General features: G+C 72.0%; 19 protein-coding genes. 10 read left to right on the top strand and 9 right to left on the bottom strand.

Going from position 1 to position 23,143, the window contains the following annotated elements; all coding sequences use genetic code 11:
* Nucleotides 1–26: 26 nt before the first annotated feature.
* From AB0M39_RS13340 to AB0M39_RS13365, 6 genes are all read left to right on the top strand, one after another.
* Nucleotides 27–1,871, top strand: coding sequence for a PQQ-binding-like beta-propeller repeat protein (locus AB0M39_RS13340; protein ID WP_365363460.1), 1,845 nt, complete (start codon nucleotides 27–29; stop codon nucleotides 1,869–1,871).
* 219 nt (nucleotides 1,872–2,090) lie between these two features.
* On the top strand, nucleotides 2,091–2,783 hold the full coding sequence (locus tag AB0M39_RS13345; RefSeq protein WP_365363462.1) for a LuxR C-terminal-related transcriptional regulator: 693 nt from the start codon (nucleotides 2,091–2,093) through the stop codon (nucleotides 2,781–2,783).
* 848 nt (nucleotides 2,784–3,631) lie between these two features.
* Entirely contained in the window at nucleotides 3,632–4,675 is a 1,044-nt protein-coding gene (galT, locus tag AB0M39_RS13350; protein ID WP_365363464.1) for a galactose-1-phosphate uridylyltransferase, read from the top strand.
* Nucleotides 4,672–5,637 (top strand): UDP-glucose 4-epimerase GalE, encoded by a 966-nt coding sequence (gene galE / locus AB0M39_RS13355; protein WP_365363466.1) that lies wholly within the window; start codon nucleotides 4,672–4,674, stop codon nucleotides 5,635–5,637. Before galT ends, galE begins: the two co-directional genes overlap by 4 nt.
* Nucleotides 5,634–6,740 carry a galactokinase gene (gene galK / locus AB0M39_RS13360; protein WP_365363468.1) on the top strand — a complete coding sequence of 369 codons (1,107 nt, stop codon included), beginning with the start codon at nucleotides 5,634–5,636 and terminating at the stop codon, nucleotides 6,738–6,740. The genes galE and galK overlap by 4 nt, the downstream gene beginning before the upstream one ends.
* A 540-nt stretch (nucleotides 6,741–7,280) precedes the next feature.
* Nucleotides 7,281–8,054 (top strand): response regulator transcription factor, encoded by a 774-nt coding sequence (locus tag AB0M39_RS13365; protein WP_365363552.1) that lies wholly within the window; start codon nucleotides 7,281–7,283, stop codon nucleotides 8,052–8,054.
* Here the strand turns inward: AB0M39_RS13365 and AB0M39_RS13370 are convergent.
* A complete protein-coding gene (locus AB0M39_RS13370; protein ID WP_365363470.1) occupies nucleotides 8,013–8,510 on the bottom strand; it encodes a MarR family transcriptional regulator in 498 nt (165 codons plus the stop codon). The two genes, AB0M39_RS13365 and AB0M39_RS13370, sit on opposite strands and share 42 nt — an antisense overlap.
* 131 nt (nucleotides 8,511–8,641) lie before the next feature.
* On the opposite strand from AB0M39_RS13370, the gene AB0M39_RS13375 reads away from it, so the two are divergent.
* Nucleotides 8,642–9,460 (top strand): trans-aconitate 2-methyltransferase, encoded by an 819-nt coding sequence (locus AB0M39_RS13375; protein WP_365363472.1) that lies wholly within the window; start codon nucleotides 8,642–8,644, stop codon nucleotides 9,458–9,460.
* A gap of 66 nt (nucleotides 9,461–9,526) precedes the next feature.
* Here the strand turns inward: AB0M39_RS13375 and AB0M39_RS13380 are convergent, their stop codons facing one another.
* The 3 genes from AB0M39_RS13380 to AB0M39_RS13390 all read right to left on the bottom strand — a co-directional run bounded on the left by AB0M39_RS13380 (nucleotide 9,527) and on the right by AB0M39_RS13390 (nucleotide 13,332).
* Nucleotides 9,527–11,317, bottom strand: a complete 1,791-nt coding sequence (locus AB0M39_RS13380; protein WP_365363554.1) for a VCBS repeat-containing protein — start codon at nucleotides 11,315–11,317, stop codon at nucleotides 9,527–9,529.
* 330 nt (nucleotides 11,318–11,647) lie between these two features.
* Nucleotides 11,648–12,337, bottom strand: a complete 690-nt coding sequence (locus tag AB0M39_RS13385; RefSeq protein WP_365363474.1) for a TetR/AcrR family transcriptional regulator — start codon at nucleotides 12,335–12,337, stop codon at nucleotides 11,648–11,650.
* Nucleotides 12,334–13,332 (bottom strand): fatty acid desaturase, encoded by a 999-nt coding sequence (locus tag AB0M39_RS13390; RefSeq protein WP_365363476.1) that lies wholly within the window; start codon nucleotides 13,330–13,332, stop codon nucleotides 12,334–12,336. The genes AB0M39_RS13385 and AB0M39_RS13390 overlap by 4 nt, the downstream gene beginning before the upstream one ends.
* Nucleotides 13,333–13,547: 215 nt before the next feature.
* Between AB0M39_RS13390 and ppc the strand changes: the two genes are divergently transcribed.
* The gene (ppc, locus tag AB0M39_RS13395) at nucleotides 13,548–16,277 is read left to right on the top strand and encodes a phosphoenolpyruvate carboxylase (protein WP_365363478.1); all 2,730 of its coding nucleotides are present in this window, start codon (nucleotides 13,548–13,550) and stop codon (nucleotides 16,275–16,277) included.
* A 104-nt stretch (nucleotides 16,278–16,381) separates the two neighbouring features.
* On the opposite strand, the gene AB0M39_RS13400 is transcribed toward ppc, so the two are convergent.
* The 4 genes from AB0M39_RS13400 to AB0M39_RS13415 all read right to left on the bottom strand — a co-directional run bounded on the left by AB0M39_RS13400 (nucleotide 16,382) and on the right by AB0M39_RS13415 (nucleotide 19,961).
* Nucleotides 16,382–16,843, bottom strand: a complete 462-nt coding sequence (locus AB0M39_RS13400) for a hypothetical protein (protein WP_365363480.1) — start codon at nucleotides 16,841–16,843, stop codon at nucleotides 16,382–16,384.
* A gap of 54 nt (nucleotides 16,844–16,897) precedes the next feature.
* On the bottom strand, nucleotides 16,898–17,512 hold the full coding sequence (gene pth, locus AB0M39_RS13405; protein WP_365363482.1) for an aminoacyl-tRNA hydrolase: 615 nt from the start codon (nucleotides 17,510–17,512) through the stop codon (nucleotides 16,898–16,900).
* 106 nt (nucleotides 17,513–17,618) lie between these two features.
* Nucleotides 17,619–18,215 carry a 50S ribosomal protein L25/general stress protein Ctc gene (locus tag AB0M39_RS13410; RefSeq protein ID WP_365363484.1) on the bottom strand — a complete coding sequence of 199 codons (597 nt, stop codon included), beginning with the start codon at nucleotides 18,213–18,215 and terminating at the stop codon, nucleotides 17,619–17,621.
* Nucleotides 18,216–18,347: 132 nt separating this feature from the next.
* Complete coding sequence (locus tag AB0M39_RS13415; RefSeq protein ID WP_365363486.1) at nucleotides 18,348–19,961, bottom strand: penicillin-binding transpeptidase domain-containing protein; 1,614 nt, start codon at nucleotides 19,959–19,961, stop codon at nucleotides 18,348–18,350.
* An 87-nt stretch (nucleotides 19,962–20,048) separates the two neighbouring features.
* Between AB0M39_RS13415 and AB0M39_RS13420 the strand changes: the two genes are divergently transcribed.
* Both AB0M39_RS13420 and AB0M39_RS13425 read left to right on the top strand, forming a co-directional pair.
* The gene (locus AB0M39_RS13420; RefSeq protein ID WP_365363488.1) at nucleotides 20,049–20,996 is read left to right on the top strand and encodes a LysR family transcriptional regulator; all 948 of its coding nucleotides are present in this window, start codon (nucleotides 20,049–20,051) and stop codon (nucleotides 20,994–20,996) included.
* Entirely contained in the window at nucleotides 20,993–21,895 is a 903-nt protein-coding gene (locus AB0M39_RS13425) for a serine hydrolase (RefSeq protein ID WP_365363490.1), read from the top strand. The genes AB0M39_RS13420 and AB0M39_RS13425 overlap by 4 nt, the downstream gene beginning before the upstream one ends.
* A 163-nt stretch (nucleotides 21,896–22,058) precedes the next feature.
* Here AB0M39_RS13425 and AB0M39_RS13430 read toward each other — a convergent pair whose 3' ends face one another.
* Nucleotides 22,059–23,036, bottom strand: coding sequence for a ribose-phosphate diphosphokinase (locus AB0M39_RS13430; RefSeq protein ID WP_365363492.1), 978 nt, complete (start codon nucleotides 23,034–23,036; stop codon nucleotides 22,059–22,061).
* Nucleotides 23,037–23,143: the final 107 nt, after the last annotated feature.

The following is a 23,143-nucleotide window of genomic DNA, read 5'->3' on the forward strand; positions in this document are numbered from 1 at the left end:
CCCGTACTTCAGAGGTAATCAACGCCATGACGCAGCCACCGCCGCCGCCCAACCAGCCGCCAGGCCCGCCCCCGGGAGGGTTCGGCGCGCCGCAGGACCCGCCGCCCGGCGGCTTCGGGAGCCCCACGCCGCCCCCGCAGCCCGCGCAGAACCCGTCGTACGGCTACCCGCAGCAGCCCGGCGCCCAGCCCCAGCCGGGCTACGGCTACCCGCAGACCCCGCCGCCCGCCGAGCCCGGCTACGGCTACCCCCAGACGCCGCCGCCCGGCGCGGCGCCGCAGGGCCCGCCGCCCGGCCAGCCCGGCTACGGCTACCCGACCCAGCCCGCGCAACCGCAGTACATGCCGCCGCCCCAGCCCGACGGCGGCTCCAGCGGCGGCCGCAAGAAGATCAGCACGCAGATGCAGATCATCATCGCGGCGGCCGTCGCCGTGGTGCTGATCGTCGGCGCCGGCGTCTTCTACGCCTCGACGAAGGACGACGGCGGCGGCAAGTCCGAGAGCGAGAACAGCGCGAACGGCGGCTCCAAGGGCACCGGAGGCGGCGACGGCGACAGCGGCAAGGCCGCCGCCGACGGCCCCGGCAAGGAGAAGGCGGGCGCGAACACCGGCGCCAAGGTCGGCTTCCAGCTGCCCCCGCCGCCCAAGCGCACCGGCCTCACCGCCGTCCCCGGCTCGTGGGTCACCGACAAGGCGTACGTCAAGCCCGGCGTCGACTCGGTCGTCGCCTACGACGTGGCCAAGGGCACGCCGCTGTGGACCACCCCGCTGCCCGGCCAGGTCTGCGCCGCGTCCCGCCACGTCAGCAAGGACAACAAGACGGCCATCGCCTTCGAGGCGGCCAAGCGCAAGGACGCCAAGGCCTACGAGAAGTGCACCGAGGTCGGCGTCATCGACCTCAACACCGGCAAGCTGCTGTGGAGCAAGTCCATCACCAGCGAGAACAGCGGCGACGAGAAGGCCGACTACACCGAGATCACCCTCAGCGGCAACACGGTCGCCGCGGCGGACGGCGACGGCGGCGCGGCCTTCGACCTCAACACCGGGGCCGTGCGCTGGAAGCCCACCATCGACGGCAACCAGTGCCGTGACATCGGGTACGGCGGCGGCGCCGCGCTCGTCGCGGTCCGGCGCTGCGGGCCGTTCTCCGACTCGTCGGTCGTCGTCCAGACGCTGAACCCGGACAACGGCACCCCGCTCGCCTCGTTCAACATGCCGACCCCGCTCGAGGACGCGCGGGTCGTCTCCAGCCAGCCGCTCGTCGTCGCGGCCGACATCGGCGACACGGGCACCTTCGGCATCTCGGACTTCTTCTCGATCGACGGGAAGACGGGCAAGCTCCGGGCCAAGATCTCGGCGCCGGCCGACAAGTACGAGGCGAGGTGCCCGGCCAGCGACGGCGTCGAGGGCTGCCAGTTCGTCGTCGTCGGAAACGACCGGCTCTACCTGCCGACGGCCGAGCACCAGGGCCCTGGGGACGACGGCTTCAACCGGGTCAACGAGATCATCTCCTTCGACCTCGCCACCGGAAAGGGCACCAGCGACCGCGCGGACTCCGGGAACAAGTTCAAGCTGCTCCCGCTGCGCATGGACGGCGGCAACATCATCACGCTGAAGAAGCAGACGTACAGCGAGCCCACGCAGGTCGTGAGCATCAACGGCGCGGACTTCAAGCAGACGGTGCTGTTGGAGACCCCCGGCGACAAGTCCGTCAAGAACGCGGAGAACAGCTTCACCGTCGAGGGGTCCGAGTGGGACTACGCCTCAGGCCGGCTGTTCGTCTCGGACGACCTGCTGAGCGATCCGAAGGACGAGCTGGAGCCGGCGTTCGGAGTGCGGCTGCTGGCCCTCTCCTTCACCACGGCTGACTGATCCGCCCCGCCGCCGCGAGGCGGCGCCCGCACGGCCCCTGGCCCGGTGCATCGGAGTTCCGATGTACCGGGCCACGGTCGTAAGTAGCCCTGTTTGGCGAAGAATTCGGCATTCTGGGGGGCTTCTGCCGAGTTAGGGGCGCGCGATGTCGAACAAGCGTGTAGCTTGCCGGGGGCAGAGGGCCGGGGGGCCAGCACCAGCGGGGATGGGGGTTGCTCGATGGGCGTGCGGCTCATGGTCGTCGATGACCACAGACTGCTCGCCGAGGCGCTCGCCTCGGCCTTGAAGCTGCGCGGGCACCGGGTGCTCGCGGCGGCCGCGCCCGCGGCCGGGGCGGCCGAGCTGGTGGTGGCCAGAGCGCCCGAGGTGTGCCTCATGGGCACGGCGACGCCCGCCGAGCCAGGCGCCTTCGACCCCATCGTCAAGATCAAGCGCGAGCGCCCGCAGGTGGCGGTGGTCGTCCTCGGCCCGGTGCCCAGCCCGCGGGGGATCGCCGCGGCCTTCGCGGCCGGCGCGTCCGGCTACGTACGCCATGACGAGCGCATCGAGGGCGTCGAGCGGGCCATGGTCAAGGCGCGGGCGGGCGAGGCGGTGGTCGCGCCGCAGCTGCTCCAGGGGGCGTTCGCCGAACTGCTCAACCCGGCCGCCCAGCCGGACGACGAGGGCCAGCGACTGCTCCAGCTGCTCACCCCGCGCGAGGTCGAGGTGCTGGTGCGGGTCGCCGAGGGCGAGGACACGCGCCTGATCGCGGCGGGCATGGGAATCGCACCGAGCACGGCGCGCACGCATGTGCAGCGGGTGCTGATGAAGCTGGGAGTGGGCTCCCGCCTGGAGGCGGCGGCACTGGCCGCACGCACGGGCCTGCTGGACAGAGCGTCGATCGTCTCGCCACCCCAGGCGGCGGCGGAGTAGCCGGCGGGACGCGGAGCTGGCCTGCGGGGGATCTCGTACGGCTGGAGTGGGCGGCTCGGCGCGGCATGACGCGGAGGGTCCGGTGCTTATGCGCTTGGTCGCGCGCGTGCGGGCTGAGCGGTCCCGGGCTCACGTGCCCAGTCTCGCGCCTCGGCGCGCCGACCGTCCCGTACCTGCGCGGCCGGTCCCGGTCGGCACGCAGGACCGGGACCGGCGTGTGAGCGCAGGACCGTCGGCGCGCAGGCGCAGGACCGGGCGCACGCACGTGACCAGCCGCAAGAGCCCGGTCGGGCGGCCCGCAGGCCGGGGAACCCGGTCCTTGAGCGCGGGACCGTCGGCCCGCAAGCGCAGGACCGGGCGCATGAACGTGAAACGGTCGGCACGCAGGTCCGGGATCGGGACGGCCAGCCCGCAGGCGCGGGGCCCGGGCTTACGCGCCGGTCCCGCGCTCGCGGGCCGACCGACCCGGGCTCATGCGGCCAGTCTCGCGCCTGCGTGCTGGTGGTCCCGAGCGTATGCGCCCCGTCCCGCGCTGGCCGTCGGCCGGGCCCGGTCCCGGGCCTCTGCGCTGGCCGTCCCGGGCGCATGCCGCCTGGCCCCGGGCCTGCGCGTCGACGGTCTGGCGCTCACGCGCCCGGTCCCGCGCCGGCGGGCCGATCGACCGGGCTCATGGGCCCACCCCTCGGATCGCCCAGCTCTCGCGCGCGCGCCCGTGTCAGGTGGTCGATCGTGTGCGGGCGCCCCCACAGCAGCTCCTTTCTGCTGCTCAGTCATTGACGATACTGTTGAGTTGTGGTTTGTTGTGTTCGGTTCTGTTGGGTAGGTGGGTGGGCGAGGGAGCTACCAGAGTGAAGAAGACGTCGACCCGGCTGGCCGATGGTCGCGAGCTGCTCTACTACGACGCCCGCGACGACGCCGTGCGCGACGCCGTCGACCAGCGGCCGCTCGACCCCGTGGCCACCGCGTCCGAGGTCCGCCGTGATCCGCTGCTGGGCGACTTCGTCGCCATCGCCTCGCACCGCCAGGGCCGTACGTACCACCCGCCCGCCGACGAGTGCCCCCTCTGCCCCTCCCGGGACGGGCGGCTCAGCGAGATCCCGGCCGCCGACTACGACGTCGTCGTCTTCGAGAACCGCTTCCCCTCGCTGGCCGGCCCCGCCGGCCGGTGCGAGGTCGTCTGCTTCACCTCCGACCACGACGCGTCCTTCGCCGACCTCACCGAGGAGCAGGTCGCCCTGGTGCTGGAGGCGTGGACCGACCGCACCGCCGAGCTCGCCGAGCTTCCCCAGGTCAAGCAGGTCTTCTGCTTCGAGAACCGAGGCGCCGAGATCGGCGTGACGCTCGGCCATCCGCACGGCCAGATCTACGCGTACCCCTTCGTCACCCCCCGCACCGCCCTGATGCGGCGCTCCGCCGCCGAGCACCGCGCCGCCACCGGTCGCAACCTCTTCGACGACCTCGTCGAGCGGGAGCTCGCCGACGGGGCGCGGACCGTCCTGACCGGCGAGCACTGGGTGGCGTTCGTGCCGTACGCCGCGCACTGGCCGTACGAGGTGCATCTCCACCCGCGCCGGCGCGTGCCGGATCTACGGGCGCTCGACGACGCGGCGCGCACAGAGTTCCCACAGATCTATCTGGAACTGTTGAGACGCTTCGACCGGGTCTTCGGGGCGGCCGAGCCCCCGACGCCGTACATCGCGGCCTGGCACCAGGCGCCCTTCGGCGAGCCCGACCGGGACGACTTCGGGCTGCATCTCGAGCTTTTCACCATTCGCCGCACTTCCGGCAAGCTGAAGTTCCTCGCGGGTTCCGAGTCCGGTATGAGCGTGTTCATCAATGACGTGCCGCCGGAGACCGCGGCCGAGCGACTGAGAGAGGTAGCGAGCGAGTGAGCAAGTACCTGGTGACCGGCGGGGCTGGATACGTGGGCAGCGTCGTGACGGCTCATCTGCTGGAGGCCGGCCACGAGGCGACCGTTCTCGACGACCTCTCGACCGGATTCCGCGACGGCGTCCCGGCGGGCGCGACCTTCGTCGAGGCCGACGTCAAGGACGCCGCAGACCACCTCGACCCCTCCTACGACGGGGTGCTGCACTTCGCCGCGTCCTCGCAGGTCGGGGAGTCCGTCGCGAAGCCGGAGAAGTACTGGGCCAACAACGTCGGCGGGACGATGGCGCTGCTCGGCGCGATGCGCTCGGCGGGCGTGCGGAAGCTGGTCTTCTCCTCCACGGCGGCGACGTACGGAGAGCCGGAGTCCACCCCGATCACCGAGTCCGCCCCGACCGCCCCGACCAGCCCCTACGGCGCCACCAAGCTCGCCGTGGACCACATGATCACCGGAGAGGCGGCGGCGCACGGCCTGGCCGCGGTCTCGCTGCGGTACTTCAACGTCGCGGGCGCGTACGGACAGTACGGCGAGCGCCACGACCCCGAGTCGCACCTCATCCCGCTCGTCCTCCAGGTCGCGCTCGGCCGCCGGGAGTCGATCTCGGTGTACGGGGAGGACTACCCGACGCCCGACGGCACCTGCGTACGCGACTACATCCATGTCGCCGACCTGGCCGAGGCGCATCTGCTGGCCCTGGGCGCGGCGACGGCCGGCGAGCATCTGATCTGCAACCTCGGCAACGGCAACGGCTTCTCGGTGCGCGAGGTCGTCGAGACGGTGCGCAAGGTCACCGGGCACCCGGTGCCCGAGGTCGTCGCGGGGCGCCGCGGCGGCGACCCGGCGGTGCTGGTCGCGTCGGCGGCCGCCGCCCAGGAGCGGCTGGGCTGGCGGCCGAGCCGCTGCGACCTGGCGGGGATCGTGTCGGACGCCTGGGACTTCGCCCGGCTGAGGGCGAGCGCCTCGTGAGCGAGGGAGTCTGGGCGGCGCCCGGCCGGGTGAACCTCATCGGCGAGCACACCGACTACAACGACGGCTTCGTGATGCCCTTCGCGCTGCCGCACTCCACGCGTGCGACGGTCTCGCGGCGCGACGACGGAGTGCTGCGCCTGCGCTCGGCGGGCGCGCGCGGGGCGCCGGTGGAGCTGCGGACGGCGGACCTCGCGCCGGGCCGCGGGCCGGGCGGCTGGACGGACTACCCGGCCGGCGTGGTCTGGGCGCTGCGGGACGCGGGCCTGAAGGTCGGCGGGGCGGACATCGTCTACGAGTCCGACGTCCCCGTGGGCGCGGGCCTGTCCTCGTCGGCGGCTCTGGAGGTGGTCACCGCCCTGGCGCTGAACGATCTGTACGAACTGGGCCTGGAGCGGCAGCCCCTGGCCCGGCTCTGCCAGCGGGCGGAGAACGTCTACGTCGGCGCGCCCACCGGGATCATGGACCAGACGGCCTCGGCGTGCTGCGTCGCGGGCCATGCGCTGCTCCTGGACACGCGCGACCTCTCCCAGTGGCAGATCCCCTTCGACCTGGCCGCGGTCGGCCTGGAGCTGCTGGTCGTGGACACGCGCGTCCACCACGCCCACAGCGAGGGGGAGTACGGCCGGCGCAGGGCGGGCTGCGAGTCCGCGGCCGCGGCGCTGGGCGTGAGCGCGCTGCGGGACGTGGCGTACGCGGACCTGGAGGCGGCGCTGTCCGCTCTGGAGGACCCGTCGCTGCGGCCGCTGGTCCGCCATATCGTGACGGAGGGCCACCGCGTGGAGCGGGTGGTCTCCGCGCTGCGGGCCGACGACGTCCGCGCCCTGGGCCCGCTTCTGACGGAGGGCCACGCCTCGCTCCGGGACGACTTCGCCATCTCCTGTCCCGAACTGGACCTGGTGGTCGAGTCCGCCCTCGCGGCGGGCGCGCTGGGCGCGAGGATGACCGGCGGCGGCTTCGGCGGCTCGGCGATCGTGCTGACGGAGGCGTCGCTGTCGGCGACGGTGACGAGTTCGGTGGCCAAGTCCTTCGCGGCGAAGGGGTACGAGGAGCCGCGCGTCTTCAGCGCGGTCCCGTCGCCGGGAGCGAGGCGGGTGGCGTAGCGAGGGCGTCGTAGCGGAGGTGCCGTAGCGGGGCGCGTGGGGCGGCCGGGTCGACCGGGGCGACCCGGCCGGGTCGCCCCGGCGCGTCCGGCACAGGGTGCCGCGCGCGGTCGGCCTGGAGAGGGCCCGTCGGCGGACTCGACCGCCCGGCAGGGCCCTCTCGCCGTTCCCCCGCCGCCTTTTCACGGCGTATTCGCCTGCCCTTCAACGGCTCCCGTCGGTTCTCGTCGGCTCAATACGGCATTTTCACGCCATGAACCCAGCCGATCTTTGTCGACTTCTGTCTCAAGACGAAACAACTGGCACACCCTAAACACCCAGGCCAATCAGTTCTGCAAATAGCCTTCCGCTTCCGGCCCCCGCCCGTACTCTGATGCTCAGCGCCGGTGGGGGCCGGCGTTGATCAGGGGGCGAGACAGTCGGGTACGTCGCCCGGGGCGGGGTGACAGTCACAGCACGGCGGCGGCCGAGCGACCGCTGTACGACCCATTTTCCGGGCGCCGTACCCGCGCCGGCCGTCCTCCGACACTGGGGGTGTCTGTGGTTCGTATCCGGGTCCTGGTGGTGGACGACCACCGCATCTTCGCCGAGTCGCTCGCCGCGGCCCTCGCCGCCGAGCCGGACGTGGACGTCGCCGCGGCCGGCAGCGGTCCGGCGGCGCTGCGGTGCCTCGAGCGGGCCGCCGCCGAGGGGCGGAGATTCGATGTGATGCTCGTCGACGCCGACCTCGGCGCGCAGGTGCTGCCCGGTGCCCGCGCGGTCGCCCGCGCCGTGCCGGACAACGGCGAGGAGGGCCTCGTCGACGGCATCTCCCTGGTCTCAGGGGTCCGCAGCGGCCAGCCCGCCGTCCGCTCCGTCGTGCTCGCGGAGAAGGACGACCCCCGCCGCGCCGCCCTCGCCCTCCAGGCGGGCGCCTCCGGCTGGGTCGCCAAGGACTGCTCGCTGCAGCGACTGCTCGCGGTGATCCGGGGGGTGCTGCGCGAGGAGACCCATCTGCCTCCCGCGCTGCTCACCGGCGTACTGCGGGAGTTGACGGCCGCGCGCAAGCACCGCACCGAGAGCGAGCGGCTCGTGGAGTCCCTCACGCCTCGCGAGCGCGAGGTGTTGCGATGCATGGTCGCGGGCCTGGGGCGCAAAGCCGTCGCCGAGCGCCTGTTCCTGTCTCCGCACACCGTTCGGACGCATATGCAGAACGTCTTGGGGAAGCTGGGCGTCCACTCCACCCTCGCCGCGGTCGCGCTCGCCCGTCGCGCCGGCGTCGGACCGGTGGACCTAGCCGGGGATGTTGTCGAACGGGGCGGTCAACTGGCGTAGCAGACCGGCCAGTTCGCCTCGCTGCGAACGCGACAGCTGCGCGAGGATCGCCCGCTCCTGGGCGAGCAGTCCGGCCAGCGCCTGATCGGCCCGGTCGCGCCCCTCGGGGGTGAGGCGCACCAGGACCCCGCGCCGGTCGCTGGGGTCGGGGAGCCGCTCCACCAGGTCCTTCTTGGCGAGCCGGTCGATCCGATTGGTCATCGTGCCGGAGGTGACCAGCGTCTGGGTGAGCAGCTGGCCGGGCGAGAGCTGATACGGCGCCCCGGCGCGCCGCAGTGACGTGAGCACGTCGAACTCCCACGGCTCGAGGTTGTGCTCGGCGAAGGCGAGCCGCCGGGCCCGGTCGAGATGGCGGGCGAGTCTGGAGACGCGGCTGAGCACCTCGAGCGGTTCCACGTCGAGGTCGGGGCGCTCTCGGCGCCATGCTGCGACCAGTCGATCGACCTCGTCCTCCATGTCGATCAGTGTAGATGGTCTGTCGATGTGAAGTCTCTTGACATCAAGATATATTCAGGCGCACCCTTGGGCATGGTCGGGCTGGAACACCGTTCCGTTTCGGCACACCGTTGCTGCAAGGGGGCTCGAACATGCATTCCGAACCAACGTGGGATCCACATCAGTACCTCCACCATGCCGGACTCCGCACACGTCCTTTCCTTGATCTGCTCGCTCGGATACCGAACCTGGCGAACGGCGAGCGCCCCGCCCGCATAGCCGACCTCGGCTGCGGGCCCGGAAACGTCACCGCTCTCCTCGCCGACCGATGGCCCTCCGCCCACATCACGGGCTTCGATCTGTCGCCCGAGATGCTCGCCCTGGCGGAGAAGGACTACGCCGGCGCCACCGGCGACGGCGGCTGGCTCGAGTTCCAGGCCGCCGACGCCGCGCACTGGACGCCCGACGAGCCGTACGACTTGATCGTCTCCAACGCCGCGCTCCAATGGGTGCCCAACCACCCCGAGTCCTTCCCCGTATGGGTGGAGGGACTCGTCCCCGGCGGCGCCTTCGCCTTCCAGGTTCCCGGGAATTTCAACTCGCCCAGCCATGCTCTGCTCGCCGAGCTCTGCGAGACGCCTCGGTGGCGCGGCCGCCTCGGCGACCACGGCCGGCGCTATGTGCACATCCTGAATACCGATGCCTATCTGTCCCGTCTCGCGGACCTCGGCTGCGAAGTCGACGTGTGGGAGACCACCTACCTCCAACTCCTCGGCGGAGAGGACCCGGTGCTCGACTGGGTGAAGGGCACCGCCCTGCGCCCCGTGCTCACCGAGCTCGGCGACGACGCCGCGGCCGTGGACGACTTCCTCGCCCAGTACCGCGATCTGCTCCGCAAGGTGTATCCGGCGGGTCCGCACGGCACGGTGTTCCCCTTCCGCCGGATCTTCGTCGTCGCGCGGAAGAGCTGATCGACGCGGGCGCCCCGCCGCCGGGCGACCGGCGGCGGGGCGCTGTGCTGCTGGGTCAGTGCTGGGTCAGTGCAGGGTGCCGTAGGTGTTCCAGCCGTTGCCGACCTTGGACTTGGCCTTGAACGCGCCCGGGCCCGTGCCCACGCCGGTGGCGTCGTAGCGGAACAGCTCGCCGGCCGCGTTCGCGCCGAGCAGGTCGGCCTTGCCGTCGCCGTTCAGATCGCCGGCCGCGGCGAGCTTGCCGTAGACGTTCCAGCCGGAGCCGATCAGCGACTTGGCCTTGAACGGCGTGGCGGCGACGCCCGTGCCCGCGTACAGCCAGAGCTTGCCGTCCTTGCCGCGGGCGAGCAGGTCCGCGCGGCCGTCGCCGGTGACGTCGCCCGCGCCGAGCAGCTTGTTGAACTGCTGCCAGCCGCCGCCGATCCTCTGCTTGGCCGCGAAGGAGGTCCCCGTGCCGGCGCCCCGGTACAGATAGAGCACGCCCGAGCCGTCGCGCGCCAGGAGGTCGCCCCTGCCGTCGCCGCTCAGGTCGCCGGGGCCGACCAGGGTGTTGTAGACGCCCCAGCCGCGGCCGATCGTCTGGATGTTCCCCGACGGGTGGCTGTAGTTGTACAGCGTGTTGTCGTAGATCTCGAACAGGTCGGAGAAGCCGTTGTCGTCGAGCGAGGAGAGCAGGGCGACGCCCTTCGCGCCCTTCCAGCCGCCGACGTCGCTGATCCGCTCACGGGCGCTCAGCAGGCCGTTGTTCAGGGCGTAGTACGAGTAGAGCGTGCCCTTGGTGTCCAGGCCCACCAGCTCCTGCTTGCCCCAGGAGGGGTTGTTGCCCGCGCCGGCGAACTGCGCCACCGCGTTCCAGCCGGCGCCGCCCTGCTCGCGGGGGTGGAACCGACCGGTGCCGAGCGAGGCGTAGTCGTACAGCACGCCCGAGAAGCTGCGGGCCACCAGCTCGGACAGGCCGTCGCCGTTCTGGTCGTCGACGCTGAACAACTGGTTGTACTGCTGCCAGCCCGTCCCGATGGCGACCCGGTCCTTGAACGGGCGGGTCGCCTCGCCGGTGCCGGAGTAGAAGTACAGCGTGCCGGACGGGTTGCGGGCGTACAGGTCCGCGATGCCGTCGCTGTTGACGTCGTTGACGCCGACGAGCTGGTCGTACTGCTGCCAGCCGCCGCCGATGCGGAGCTTGGGCGCCAGCGGCGTCGCCGCGCCCGGCGTCGCGCGGTACAGATACAGATCGCCCGCGTGGGTGCGCGCCAGCACGTCGCCGACGCCGTCGCCGGTGAGGTCGCCCGGCGCGAACACCTTGTTGTACTGCTGCCAGCCGGTCCCGGACCACAGGACCGAGGCGCCCTGGGCGGTGCTCGAGCCGTACGCCGTGAGCCGTCCGCTCGCCCCGAGCGTGAAGTGGACGGGGGCGGCCTCGAAGCCGCCGATCGAGAAGACGTCCTTGTAGCTCTCGTCTGGCGACTGGTGGACGCCGGCGTCGAAGTCGTACTCGTGCGAGGCCGTGCCCGCCGACGGGGCGACGAAGATCTTGCCGTTCTGCGCGCGGTAGAACAGGTCGCTGAAGCCGTCCCCGTCCACGTCGCTGCGCGGCTTGGCGACCGGGGCGTCCGCCGCCTCGGCCCGCGCCGCCGCGCGGCGCTCGCCGGAGGACTTCGCGCCCGCCTTGGGCAGCCGCAGCGTGGGCTGCTCCTCGGCGCCGGGCGCGGTCTGCCCGATCGCACCGCGCGGGGACGGGGCGTCGTCCGCCTGCGCCGGGACGGCGAGCAGCATGCCCGCCGAGAGCGCGAGCGCGGTGCACGCGGCGATGCGGCGCGCGGGTCTGGAACGCGTTCCGGCAGCGCTGCCGGATACCACTGAAGTCAAGGCCCCCCCAGGGGAAAAGTAGTGAGACCGGGCGGCGGTGCTCGCTGCTCATTTGCCTGGCTGTGCCGAACCCGCCCCGGAATGGAAACGGATAGTACAACCAGGATCTGACACTGGGGGGTTGCTGGAGACACGGCCGTGGATATGGCCGGGATACGGCGGGGAATCGGCAGAGACGCAGCAGGGATTCAGTAGAGACTCAGCAGGGATTGAGCAGAGACTCAGCCGGGATCAGAGCAGGTATGGAGGAGCGGTACGACGGCGGATCGCGGGGACTCGGCAGGGGCGCCGGGCGGTTGCCGGCCCGGCGCCCACAGCGCGTCAGTTCTTGCGATGCCCTATCAACCGGGGCTTCGCCTCCAGGCTCCCCAGACCGTGCCAGGCGAGGTTCACCAGATGCGCGGCCACCTCCGCCTTCTTGGGACGGCGGGCGTCCACCCACCACTGGCCCGTCAGCGCCACCATGCCGACCAGCGCCTGCGCGTACAGCGGGGCGAGCTTCGGGTCGAAGCCGCGGGCCTTGAACTCCAGGCCCAGGATGTCCTCGACCTGCGTGGCGATATCGCTGATCAGCGAGGCGAAGGTGCCGGTGGACTGGGCGACGGGGGAGTCGCGGACCAGGATGCGGAAGCCGTCGGTGTACGACTCGATGTAGTCGAGCAGCGCGAAAGCCGCCTGCTCCAGCAGCTCCCGCGGATGCCCCGCGGTCAGCGCGCCGGTGACCATGTCGAGCAGCCGCCGCATCTCGCGGTCCACGACCACCGCGTACAGCCCCTCCTTGCCGCCGAAGTGCTCGTACACCACCGGCTTGGAGACGCCCGCCTTCGCGGCGATCTCCTCGACGGACGTGCCTTCGAAGCCCTTCTCGGCGAAGAGCGTGCGGCCGATGTCCAGCAGCTGTTCTCGGCGTTCCTTGCCGGTCATCCGGGTGCGGCGAGCACGCCGGCTTCCGGAGGGCCGGTTCTTGTCCCCGCTGCTGGTGCTGCCGTCGATCGCCACGTCGCCAATCATGCCGGGTTTACGGACTCGCTTTTGCGTCGGGCCTGAATTCGAGACGCATCGGGCCAGCGGACGTCGTACGCCCAGCCCAGCTTCTCGAACCAGCGGATCAGCCGGGCGCTGGAGTCGAGCTGGCCCTTCAGCACGCCGTGACGTGCACACGTCGGGTCGGCGTGGTGGAGGTTGTGCCAGGACTCGCCGCACGACAGCACCGCCAGCCACCACACGTTGCCCGAGCGGTCGCGCGACTTGAAGGGGCGCTTGCCGACCGCGTGGCAGATGGAGTTGATCGACCAGGTGACGTGGTGCAGCAGCGCCACCCGAACGAGCGAGCCCCAGAAGAACGCGGTCGCGGCGCCCTGCCACGACATCGTGACCAGGCCGCCGACCAGCGGCGGGATGGCGAGGGAGAGGATCGTCCACCAGATGAAGTCACGGGAGATGCGGCGGATCGCCGGGTCCTTGATCAGATCCGGGGCGTACTTCTCCTGCGGCGTCTGCTCCTCGTCGAACATCCAGGCGATGTGCGCCCACCACAGGCCCTTCATCAGCGCGGGCACGCTCTCGCCGAAGCGCCACGGCGAGTGCGGGTCGCCCTCGGCGTCCGAGAACTTGTGGTGCTTGCGGTGGTCCGCGACCCAGCGCACCAGCGGCCCCTCGACCGCGAGCGAGCCCATGACCGCGAGCGCGATCCGCAGCGGACGTTTCGCCTTGAAGGCGCCGTGCGTGAAGTAGCGGTGGAAGCCGATCGTGATCCCGTGGCAGCCGATGTAGTACATCGCCGTCATCAGGCCGAGATCGAGCCAGCTCACCCCCCAGCCCCAGGCCAGCGGCACCGCCGCGACCAGTGCGAGGAAGGGAACCGTGATGAACAGCAGCAGGGTGATCTGCTCGATCGAACGCTTGCTGTCTCCGCCCAGCGTCCCGGAGGGCAGCGGGCCCCCCGCTGGCGTCGGGGCGTCGTCTGACTTCGGGGCGTCGTCGAGCAGATCCGGGCTTGTGGTCATGGGGTCCCCTGTGGGGTGTGTGAGGTACGGCTGAGGCGTGGCTACGGATGCGTAACCTACGGCATCGTAAGTATGGCAGTGCGCGGCGGTGCGGCAAGAGACCTGTGGATAACGTCGGGGAAATGGACACCTATCCTGGGTGTCGTCGGACAGCGCGGTCCGCAAGCCTCCAGTACCCCTCCAGACGTGCACAAACACTGCAAGGAGCCGCACCTGTGAGCAGTGCCGACCAGACCTCCACCGACAGCGCAGAGCTGCGCGCCGACATCCGCCGACTGGGCGAACTGCTGGGCGAGACCCTCGTACGCCAGGAGGGCCCCGAGCTGCTCGACCTCGTCGAGCGGGTCCGCGCGCTGACGCGCACCGACGGCGAGGCCGCAGCCGAGCTGCTCGGCGACACCGATCTGGAGACCGCGGCCAAGCTGGTCCGCGCCTTCTCCGTCTACTTCCACCTCGCCAACGTCACCGAGCAGGTGCACCGCGGCCACGAGATGCGCCGCCGCCGCGCGGCCGAGGGCGGGCTCCTGGCCCGCACGGCCGACCGCCTCAAGGACGCGGACCCGGAGCATCTGCGGGAGACCGTCAAGAATCTGAACGTACGCCCCGTGTTCACCGCGCACCCGACGGAGGCGGCGCGGCGCTCGGTGCTGAACAAGCTGCGCCGCATCGCCGAGCTGCTGGAGACCCCGCCGCTCGACGCGGACCGCCGCCGGCACGATCTGCGCCTCGCCGAGCACATCGACCTCATCTGGCAGACCGACGAGCTGCGCGTGGTGCGGCCCGAGCCGGCCGACGAGGCGCGCAACGCGATCTACTACCTCGACGAGCTGCACGCGAACGCCGTCGGCGACGTCCTGGAGGACCTGGCCGCCGAGCTGGAGCGGGTCGGCGTCGAGCTGCCCGCGCAGACGCGTCCGCTGACCTTCGGCACCTGGATCGGCGGCGACCGGGACGGCAACCCGAACGTGACGCCCGCGGTGACGTGGGAGGTGCTGATCCTCCAGCACGAGCACGGCATCACGGACACCATCGAGGTCGTCGACTATCTGCGCGGACTGCTCTCCAACTCGAGCCGCTACACGGGCGCGACGGACGAGCTGCTCGCCTCCCTCCAGAGCGACCTGGAGCGGCTGCCCGAGATCAGCCCCCGCTACAAGCGGCTCAACGCCGAGGAGCCGTACCGCCTCAAGGCCACCTGCATCCGCCAGAAGCTCGTCAACACCCGTGAGCGCCTGGCCAAGGGCACGCCGCACGAGGAGGGCCGCGACTACCTGGGCACGGCCGAGCTGCTGAACGACCTCACCCTGATCCAGACGTCGCTGCGCGAGCACCGCGGCGGGCTGTTCGCGGACGGCCGGATGGCCCGGGTCATCCGCACGCTGTCGGCCTTCGGGCTCCAGCTGGCCACGATGGACGTGCGCGAGCACGCGGACGCGCATCACAACGCGCTGGGGCAGCTCTTCGACCGGCTGGGCGAGGAGTCGTGGCGGTACGCGGACATGCCGCGGGAGTACCGCCAGAAGCTGCTGGCCAAGGAGCTCAGGTCCCGGCGCCCGCTCGCGCCGACGCCGGCGCCGCTGGACGCGGCGGGCGAGAAGACCCTCGGGGTCTTCCACACCGTCAAGGAGGCCTTCGAGCGGTTCGGGCCCGAGGTCATCGAGTCGTACATCATCTCGATGTGCCAGGGCGCGGACGACGTGTTCGCGGCGGCGGTGCTGGCCCGGGAGGCCGGGCTGATCGACCTGCACGCCGGCTGGGCGAAGATCGGCATCGTGCCGCTGCTGGAGACGACGGAGGAGCTGAAGGCCGCCGACGTCATCCTGGACGACATGCTGGCCGACCCCTCCTACCGGCGGCTGGTCTCCCTGCGGGGCGACGTCCAGGAGGTCATGCTGGGCTACTCGGACTCGTCGAAGTTCGGCGGCATCACCACCTCGCAGTGGGAGATCCACCGGGCGCAGCGCCGGCTGCGCGACGTGGCGCACCGGCACGGCGTGCGGCTGCGGCTCTTCCACGGCCGGGGCGGCACGGTCGGCCGCGGCGGCGGCCCCTCGCACGACGCGATCCTCGCGCAGCCGTGGGGCACGCTGGAGGGCGAGATCAAGGTGACCGAGCAGGGCGAGGTCATCTCCGACAAGTATCTGATCCCGTCCCTGGCCAGGGAGAACCTCGAGCTGACGGTCGCGGCGACGCTCTCGGCGTCCGCCCTGCACACCGCGCCGCGCCAGTCGGACGAGGCGCTGTCCCGCTGGGACGCGGCGATGGACACGGTCTCGGACGCGGCGCACGAGGCGTACCGGCGGCTGGTGGAGGACCCGGACCTGCCGGCGTACTTCCTCGCCTCGACCCCCGTCGACCAGCTCGCCGACCTGCACCTCGGCTCGCGGCCCTCCCGCCGCCCCGGCTCGGGCGTCTCCCTCGACGGGCTGCGGGCCATCCCGTGGGTCTTCGGCTGGACCCAGTCGCGCCAGATCGTGCCGGGCTGGTTCGGCGTGGGCTCGGGCCTGAAGGCGCTGCGCGAGGCGGGGCTGGACACGGTCCTGGACGAGATGTACGGGCAGTGGCACTTCTTCCGGAACTTCATGTCCAACGTCGAGATGACGCTGGCGAAGACGGACCTGAGGATCGCGCGCCACTATGTGGACACGCTGGTGCCCGACGAGCTGAAGCACGTCTTCGACGTGATCGAGGCGGAGCACGCGCTGACCGTGCAGGAGGTCCTGCGGATCACGGGCGGGGAGCACCTGCTCGACTCCGACCCGGGGCTTCAGCAGACGTTCGGCATCCGTGACGCGTATCTGGACCCGATCTCCTACCTCCAGGTCTCGCTGCTGGCGCGCCAGCGCGCGGCGGCGGAGCGGGGAGAGGAGCCGGACCCGCTGCTGGCGAGGGCGCTGCTGCTGACGGTGAACGGCGTCGCGGCGGGCCTGCGGAACACGGGCTGACCGGCGAGACCGTCATACGACGGCGCCCCCTGTGCCCGCGGGCACAGGGGGCGCCGTCGTGTCCGGCCCAGGCCCGGCGCGAGAGGCTCAGGTCCGCGCCGGGCTCACAGCGCGATGAACGCCCCCAGCAGCAGTACCCCGCCCGCCGCCGCCGTCGCCCAGGCGGCCTTGGGCTGGCGCAGGCCGCCCGCGATCAGCAGGGACGCGAGCAGGAGCGCGCCGCCCAGGGGGAGCCAGGCGTGCAGCGCGCCGGCCATGCCCGTGCGGACGACCTCGGTCGTGCTGGGCTTCACCACCACCGCGACCGTGCTGCCCTTCGGCGCGGCCACCGACTTCTCGATCGTCATGCCCGTGCGGGGCGCCGCCGGGCCCTCGGGGTCGTAGGGGCCGGTGCAGGTGTCCTCGCCGCACGAGGTGATCTTCAACGTGCCGTGCTCGCGGCCCTTGGAGAGGATGACGTGCTGCGCGGTGCCCCAGGACGCCCAGAATCCGGCCACCAGCAACAGCGCGGCGACGGCGGCCACCGCTGCCCGGCGGCCGTACAGGAGTACGTGAGTCCGCTTCATGACGCGCGATCCTTGGCCATGGGTGCACGTCGGGTCAACTAAGCGCCTGGCATATCAGGAGTTGTACGTACTTTGGGCCCGCTCGAGGCCCTCGATCACCAGAGCCTCCGCCGCGTCCGCCGCGCGGTCCACGAAGTACCCGAGCTCCTTGCGCTCCGTCGACGAGAAGTCCTTCAGCACGAAGTCCGCCACCTGCATCCGGCCCGGCGGACGGCCGATCCCGAACCGCACCCGGTGGTAGTCCGCGCCCATCGCCTTCGTCATGGACTTCAGGCCGTTGTGGCCGTTGTCCCCGCCGCCCAGCTTCAGCCGCAGCGTGCCGTAGTCGATGTCCAGCTCGTCGTGGATCGCCACGATGTTCCCGGTCGGCACCTTGTAGAAGTCCCGCAGCGCCGTCACCGGGCCGCCGGACAGGTTCATATAGGACATCGGCTTCGCCAGGATCACCCGCCGGCTGTACGGCCCCGGCGGGCCGATGCGCCCCTCGACGACCTGGGCCTGCGCCTTCTGCGCGCGCTTGAACGTGCCGCGCATCCGCTCCGCGAGCAGGTCCGCGACCATGAATCCGACGTTGTGCCGGTTCGCCGCGTAGTCGGGCCCGGGGTTTCCGAGGCCCACCACGAGCCAGGGGGCGGTGGCGTCGGTCGTCGCGGTGGCGTCGGTCGTCATCGGAAGTGCCTCTCCTCGTATCCGCACGTCTCGTACACGGAGCAGACGGACGGGGCGGCGGGCCGCACGGCCCACCGCCCCGTCAACGTCAAGCAGAGCCTACGGCTCAGGCCTCCGCGGACTCCTCGCCCTCGCCCTCGGCGCCCTCGGCCGCCGGCTCCTCCGCCTGCGCGGACAGGACCTGCAGGACGACGGTGTCGTCCTCGACGGCCAGCGTGGTGCCCTTGGGCAGCGTGATGTCCTTCGCGAGGATGGAGGCGCCGGCCTCCAGGCCCTCGATGGAGACCGAGACGGACTCGGGGATGTGGGTGGCCTCGGCCTCGACCGGCAGCGCGTTCAGCACGTGCTCGAGCAGGTAGCCGCCCGGGGCCAGCTCGCCCTCGGCGTGGACGGGGATCTCGACCGTGACCTTCTCGCCCTTCTTGACCAGAAGCAGGTCGACGTGCTCGATGTGGTTCTTCAGCGGGTGGCGCTGGACCGACTTCGGGATCGCGAGCTCGTTGCGGCCCTCGATGTCCAGCGCGAGCAGGACGTTCGGGGTGCGCAGGGCGAGCAGCAGCTCGTGGCCCGGGAGGGTCACGTGGATCGGGTCGACGCCGTGGCCGTACAGAACGCCGGGAACCTGGTTGTCGCGGCGGATGCGGCGGGCCGCACCCTTGCCGAACTCGGAACGGGTCTGAGCGGCGAGCTTCACCTCGGACATAAGCACTCCTCGTATGCAGTGACGGAAAAGAAAGTCGGTCACCCGGCCACGACTGGCCTGCTACGAAGAGCGCGTCGATAACGGACCGCCGCACCGTGGGTGCGGCCTCCCTCGCCGAGCAACTTCGACAGTCTACTCGGAGCCCCCCGAGCCGCCCAATTCGATCAACAGGTCGCGGATCACCGGCCCCGCCGAGTCCGATCCGTGCGCCGCCCCCTCGACCACGCACGCCACCGCGACATTGCCGCTGTGGGCGACCAGCCAGCCGTTGTTCGGCCCCTCCTCGGTCACCTCGGCGGTGCCCGTCTTCGCCCCCGTCGGGCCCGGCACGCCCGCCAGCACCTTCGCCGTGCCGTCCGTGACCGTGTCCCGCATCAGCGAGCGCAGCTGCTCGACCACGCCCGGCGGCAGCGCCTCGGTCCGCACCCGCGGCTGCTCCGTGCCGCGCACCAGCAGCGGCTGGCGGAACGACCCGGAGACCGCCGTCGCCGTCACCGACGCCATGGTCAGCGGGTTCGTCTGGAGCTTGCCCTGCCCGAACAGCGCCGCCGCCTTCTCCGTCTCGTCGCCCGGCGCCGGGACCTTCGCGTCCACCGAGTACACGCCCGTCTTCCACTCCTGGCCGACCCCGAAGTACCTCGACGCGAACATGGTCATCTCGTCGTCGCCGAGCTTGTCGCGCAGCGACACATACGCCGTGTTGCAGGAGTGGATGAAGTCCTCGCGGAAGGTGGCGCCCTTGATCTCGGACGTCTCGACGTTGTGGAACTGCTTGCCGACCGTGAGGTACTTCGGGCAGTCGACCACCGTGCGCGGAGTGACCGCCCCCTTCGCCAGCAGTGCCGCGCTGGTCACCACCTTCCACGTCGAGCCGGGCGCGTACGTCCCCTGGAAGGCCCGGTTGAAGCCCCCGCCGGGCGAGTTGGCGACCGCCAGCACCTCGCCGTCGTCGATCCGCAGCGCCACCAGGCCCGCGTTGCGGCCCTTGGCGTGCCGGGCCAGCGCCCGCTCCGCCGCCGACTGCGCCTCGGCGTCGATCGTCGTGCGCAGCGGCCCGCCGTCCTTCGCCGCCGGCCCGAACCGGACCGCCGTCTTGCGGACCTCGCCCGTCGCCCGGTCCACGACCTGCACCTCGCCGCGCGGCTTCCCGCCGCCCAGGCCCAGCACCCCCGCGAGCGAGGGATGGTCCGCGGCCGAGAGGGGATCGCCGTCCCGGTCCTGGGCCGACAGCTCCTTCGACTCCTCCTTGACCAGCTTGAACTTCTGCCGGTCCGTCAGCTCCGGGTGGACCAGCGGAAGTTCCCAGTGCACCCTCCAGCGCCCGTCCTCGCGGTCCAGGCCGATCCTGGAGTCGTACGACCACGCGCCGAGCTCCGCCACCGGCAGCTTCGCCCGGTACGCGACGGTCGCCCCGTCCTCGCCGTCCGCCGTCGCCTCGCCCGCCGCCAGCACCGGCCGGGCGATCTCCAGGCCCGCCGTGAAGTTCCGCAGCGTCTGCTCGGCGGCCTGCGGGGCGTCCGTCAGCCGCGCCGCGGCCGCCAGGTCCCCCTTCGCCCAGTTGGCCAGGAACGACTGCGCGGTGCGCACCGCCGCCGGGTCCGCCGCCGTCCTCGACGCGGCGGACTCGCTCTTCAGCGGCCCGTACACCACCGCCCACCCCGTCGCCCCGGCCGCCAGCGCCACCGCCGCGACTGCCGCCGGCCATCTGCGCCGCCCGCGCCGCCTGCCCCCGTATGTCGTCGTCATGCCCGCCAGCAGAACAGACCCGGCACCGGCCAGTCCAAGACCCATATCGAGATCTCAGGCATAGCCGATTCACTATCATTGCTGCTCATGGACCTGCTGCTGCATCTGCGGTACTTCCGGACGGTCGCCGACGAAGCCCACTTCGGCCGCGCCGCCGAGCGGCTGCGCATCGCCCAGCCCTCCCTCTCGCAGCGGATCCAGCGCCTGGAGCGCGAACTGGGCGTACGGCTCTTCGACCGCTCCAGCAGGGGCGCCGCCCTCACGCCCGCCGGCCGGCTCGTCCTCGCCGAGGCGAACGGGCTCCTCGAAGCGGCCGACCGGCTGGGGGCCGCCGTCGCCCGCGTGCAGAGCGGCGAGGCCGGCACGCTGCGCGCGGCCGCGCCCCCGCAGCTCGGCGGGGCCGCCGTCGCCGCCCTGCTGACCGCGTTCCGCGAGCGCTCGCCCGGCGGAGAGCTGGACCTGCGCGAGCTCTCCACCGCCGAGCAGCGAGCCGAACTCGCCGCCGGAACCCTCGACGTGGGCCTCGTCCGGCACCCCTGCCCTGCCCTCGGCCTCGACTTCGGGCCGATGCTCCACCAGCCGCTCGGCGCGCTCCTGGCCGACGGCGACCCGCTCGCCGCCCACGCCGAGATCGCCGTCTCCTCCCTCACCGGCCGCGACCTCGTCCTCTTCCCCCGCGCCGCCGCGCCCGCCCTGCACGACGAGACGCTCACCGCGTGCGCCCGGCACGGCTGCACCCCCGCCGCCGTGCACGAGGCGGCCGGTCCCGACTTCACCCGCGCGCTGGTCCTGTCCGGCGGGGCCGTCGCGCTGCTGCCCCGGCCCGCGCCCGAGCCCGGCACGGTCTGGCGTCCGCTGCGCGGCACCCCCGTCACCTGGCGCACCTCCGTCGCCTGGCCGCAGGGCCGCGACGGCCCGGCCGTGCGGCTGTTCGCCGAGGCCGCCTACGCCGCGCTGCTCGAACACGCCGGGATGCTGACCGCGCTGCCCGGCCGCGTCCTGTTTCCCCGTCCCGCATCGGAGTTCCCCCTGTGACCGCCTCCGCCGCCTCCGCGACGCCCGCGGTCCGCGCCCGTATCACCGCGGCCTTCACCGACGCGGGCACGGTCGGGCAGCTGTACGCCGTCGACGTCGACTCCGGCGCTTCGGTCGGCGTCGGCGCGGACACGGAGCAGTCCACCGCCAGCGTCCACAAGATCGCGCTGATCGCCGCGCTCTACCGGGAGGCCTCGCTCGGCCGCGTCGACGTGACGCGCCGCGTGGAGATCCCCACGAGCGGCCGCAGCCCCGGCCCCACCGGTCTCGCCGTCATGCGGGACGCGGCCGCGCTCTCGCTGCGCGACCTGGCCTCCCTCGCCGTCGCCGTCAGCGACAACACCGCCGCCGACGTGCTGTGGGACGCCCTCGGCCTGGACACGGTCAACCGCACGATGGCCGAGCTGGGCCTGACCCGCACGGTCGCCGTCCAGAACATGCGCGAGCTGTACGCCACGATGGCCGAGGACGCGGGCGGGGGCGCCGCCGCGCTCGCCGACCCGGGGGCCGTCGCCCGGCTCAGGGTCCTCGACCCCTCCCGTACGAACCGCTCAACGCCCCGCGAGACGGCCTCGCTGCTGGCCGCGATCTGGCGGGACGAGGTATGCGAGGGGGAGCGGGCGGCGGAGTACGGCGCGGAACTGCGCGCGCTGCTCGGACTCCAGGCCTGGAGCCACCGGCTCGCGTCGGGCTTCCCCTTCGACGATGTGCGGGTCAGCGGCAAGACGGGCAGCCTGCCGACGCTGCGGCACGAGGCGGGGGTGGTCGAGTACCCGGACGGCGGACGGTACGCGGTCGCGGTCTTCACCCGGGCCGCGTCGACGGCGGTAACCCTCCCGCCGGCGGACGCGGCGATCGGCCGCGCGGCGAGGATCGCGGTGGACGCGCTGAGGGTGTGAGGGGGGTGGGGGGCGGGGGTGGCGACCGGCCGGGCGCCGATGGCGGTGGACGCGTTGCGGGCGTGGGCGGGCACGGACAAGGGCCGCACCCCTGGGGGTGCGGCCCTTGGCCAGCCGATGGACAGCCGTCGGTCAGCTGTCGCTCAGCGTCAGGGTGGGCTGATCAGCCCTGCTCCTCGAAGAGGCTCGTCACCGAGCCGTCCTCGAAGACCTCGCGTACCGCGCGGGCGATCGTCGGAGCGATCGAGAGCACGGTGATCTTGTCGAGCTCGAGGTCGCCCGGGTCGGGCAGCGTGTTCGTGAAGACGAACTCGCTGACCTTCGAGTTCTTCAGACGGTCGGCCGCGGGGCCGGACAGGATGCCGTGCGTCGCCGTGACGATGACGTCCTCGGCGCCGTGCGCGAAGAGCGCCTCGGCGGCGGCGCAGATCGTGCCGCCGGTGTCGATCATGTCGTCGACCAGCACGCAGACCCGGCCCTCGACCTCGCCGACGACCTCGTGGACGGTCACCTGGTTGGCGACGTCCTTGTCACGGCGCTTGTGCACGATGGCCAGCGGGGCGTCCAGGCGGTCGCACCAGCGGTCGGCGACGCGCACACGGCCGGCGTCGGGGGAGACGACGGTGAGCTTGTTGCGGTCCACCTTCGCGCCCACGTAGTCGGCGAGCACCGGCAGCGCGGACAGATGGTCGACCGGGCCGTCGAAGAAGCCCTGGATCTGGTCGGTGTGCAGATCGACCGTGAGGATGCGGTGCGCGCCCGCGGTCTTCAGCAGGTCGGCGATCAGACGCGCCGAGATCGGCTCGCGGCCGCGGTGCTTCTTGTCCTGACGGGCGTAGCCGTACGACGGGATGATCACGGTGATGCTCCGGGCCGAGGCCCGCTTCAGCGCATCGATCATGATCAGCTGTTCCATGATCCACTTGTTGATGGGAGCCGTGTGGCTCTGCATCAGGAAGCAGTCGGCGCCGCGAGCGGACTCCTGGAAGCGGACGTAGATCTCGCCGTTGGCGAAGTCGAACGCCTTGGTCGGCACCAGGCCGACTCCCAGCTGGTGTGCCACCTCCTCGGCCAGCTCGGGGTGGGCGCGGCCGGAGAAGAGCATCAGCTTCTTCTCGCCGGTCGTCTTGATCCCGGTCACAGCACTGTCTCCTCAGACGTGTGTTCTCTGGCACAGGCGCCTACGGGGCGCGAGCCAGCCGAATTTGTGTGCACGTATCACGGTACGCCGAGTTCGACGCACCTGTT

The sequence above is a fragment of the Streptomyces sp. NPDC051907 genome, from assembly GCF_040681075.1.
Taxonomy (GTDB): Bacteria; Actinomycetota; Actinomycetes; order Streptomycetales; family Streptomycetaceae; genus Streptomyces.